Source organism: Streptococcus sp. SGI.013 (genome assembly GCF_050315295.1).
GTDB classification, from domain to species: domain Bacteria; phylum Bacillota; class Bacilli; order Lactobacillales; family Streptococcaceae; genus Streptococcus; species Streptococcus porcorum.
In genome coordinates this window covers 1-2,670 of record NZ_JBNPOS010000060.1, presented here as the reverse complement: position 1 = coordinate 2,670, position 2,670 = coordinate 1, and the positions used below count along the sequence as shown (strand labels likewise).

General features: G+C 38.7%; 1 pseudogene. It reads left to right on the top strand.

Features of this window, described 5'->3' with window-relative positions:
• Window positions 1–2,670, top strand: a pseudogene (locus ACQRDX_RS09130) (hypothetical protein); the annotation flags it as partial.

Below are 2,670 nucleotides of genomic sequence, written 5' to 3'. Positions count from 1 at the left end.
AACTCCTCAAACAAAAGAAGAGGCAAGTGCTGTTCTTGAACAAGTGACTTCAGAAGCTGAGATTCTGGTTCAGATTGCCAATGGTCAAACGACTCCTAGTCAAGAGTTGACAGATTCAGTAGCGGTTAGCACCAAAGAGATTGCGGCAGCTAAGCTTATTTTGGGGAATACTGAAGCGACAGTAGAAGAGATTCAAACAGTGGTTGACTCTGTTAAAAATAGCAGTCAATCACTTGGAGCTTTACTCATAAAAGATGACGAAGATGGTATCATTACATTTGCGCTGGATACGTCAACGACTGCAACAGCAACTGCTGCAGGGAGTGCCAATAATGTTTCTGGTGTTACAACTGAATGGATTATTCCAGATGCGGTTAAGGCAGCTAACACAGGTTTGGATGTGGCTGCCGGAGATGCAAGTGTGACTCCAGCAACGAATGCTGTTCCTACTGAGTATAAAACAACCTTACCAGACGGTCGTGAAGTCTTTACGGTATTAAGTTTAAATTCACAGAGCAATCCAAACAGTGAAAATACTTTTAATAACAAATTTAATAAAGATTATTTCTTCCAATTCTCAAATGATAGAGAGGGAGGAGCCGACAAAATCTATGCTGATTTGGTTGATAAAAGTCAGAATAATACAATTATTGAGTCTATTGAGATTCCTATAGGTTCTTCAGGTAAATTTAGTACCTTGGCTCAATATGAGAGTGCTGGTTATTCATATAATTTTCGATATACCATAACTGAAGATAATACATCAAGTAAAAAATTAGTAATCGATAATCCTCATGGTGGTAATACAAATACCATTGTGTATGATAAGGTTAGTCCAGGCTCTGTTGGTACAGAGTTAAATATCCATGATGTTTTAGTTCCAGTTAGCACGACTCAAGATACTTATTATATTGTAAAAGCTACGGATAAAAGAGCAGAAGAGCTACTAGCTACGTATACTCAGAAAGGTGGATTATCTGGAGATAGTTACACGATTGCTGGTGCTCTAGATTTTAATAATTATGAGTTGATTGTTGAAGATGTGCCGACTGTTACAAATGGAAATTTAACCAGAGATTACACAATAGGGGCGAAGACACTTCAAAGCATTATGACACATAATCTTGTGCGTGAATTGGAAATTACCCGCAAAGATGGTACTCACAAAGTGCATATTTACCTCTTGAATCCAGATGGTGAAAATATGCTATCTTTAGACAGGAATCAGAACATTACGGTAGCAGACCTTACATCAGAAAACTTTATAAAGTTCTTTACATCTGAAGAAATTGTTCCTGGTGCAGTCAATACGCTAGAAGGTAGTTATAGTTACACTTCAAAACATCAATTTGAAAGTTACAAAACTAATCCTCATACAACGACAAATGTTATTACAGGGGAAACTAATAATTTTGCTAGAAATGGAGAAAACTTCCCTGAAGGTAATTTCTTTATTCCAGAGCATGATGCTATAACTCTAAAAGGAAATGACGGTCAACCTTTTGGTTTCGGTGGTGTTCAAATGCGTTTGGTCAACGACAATGTTAAAAATGAACAGCACGCAACTTATTACTATGCTGAAAAAGGTGGCGTTACAGTCTATTACGTTGATACTGAGGGTAACGTTTTACAAGACTCTAAGTCTATTTATGATCATGAAGCTACAAACACAGCATATGATACGAAGTCTGTAAAAGATGAAAAGATCACAGCAGCTGACGGTACAGTCTATTACTACAAAGAAATCGATACAACAGGTCTTAACCCAGCTTCAAGCAACACCGACACTGAAAAACGTACGATTGAAAAAATTACTGAAGAACTTGGTACAGTAGCGCGTGATACGCTTAAAGAATTGACTTATGTTTACGAACAAGCTGGTAACGTTGTTGTTAACTACATCGCTGAAGATGGTACTGTAATCAAGCAACCTGTAAACGATGAAACAAACGCTAAGCCAGGTACTGAGTACAACACAGCTGATAATAAACCAGAAACCATCACAACAGCAGACGGTAAGACTTATGAGTTGATCCCAACTGCAACAATCGGTAACGAAACTGGTAACGTTGAAGCTAGTAAGACAACAGAAGTAACTTATGTCTACAAAGAAGTCAAAGGTTCAGCATCCGAGTCAAATAGCACATCTGTCTCAGAATCAGCAAGTACAGCAATTTCAGAGTCTGAATCAAACAGCACATCTGTATCAGAATCAGCAAGTACAGCAATTTCAGAGTCTGAATCAAATAGTAAGTCAGTCTCAGAATCAGCAAGTACAGCTATTTCAGAATCTGAATCAAATAGTAAATCTGTATCAGAATCAGCAAGTACAGCTATTTCAGAGTCAGAGTCAAATAGTACGTCTGTCTCAGAATCGGTAAGTTCATCAGCGTCTGAATCAGCCTCAGTCTCATCTAGCCAATCTGAGTCATTGTCAGCGTCAGCGTCTGAATCAGCCTCAGTCTCATCTAGCCAATCTGAATCACTTTCAGCATCAGCATCTGAGTCAGCATCAGTCTCATCTAGCCAATCTGAGTCATTGTCAGCGTCAGCGTCTGAATCAGCCTCAGTCTCATCTAGCCAATCTGAATCACTTTCAGCATCAGCGTCTGAATCGGCTTCAGTATCATCTAGTCAATCTGAGTCATTGTCAGCATCAGCATCTGAGTC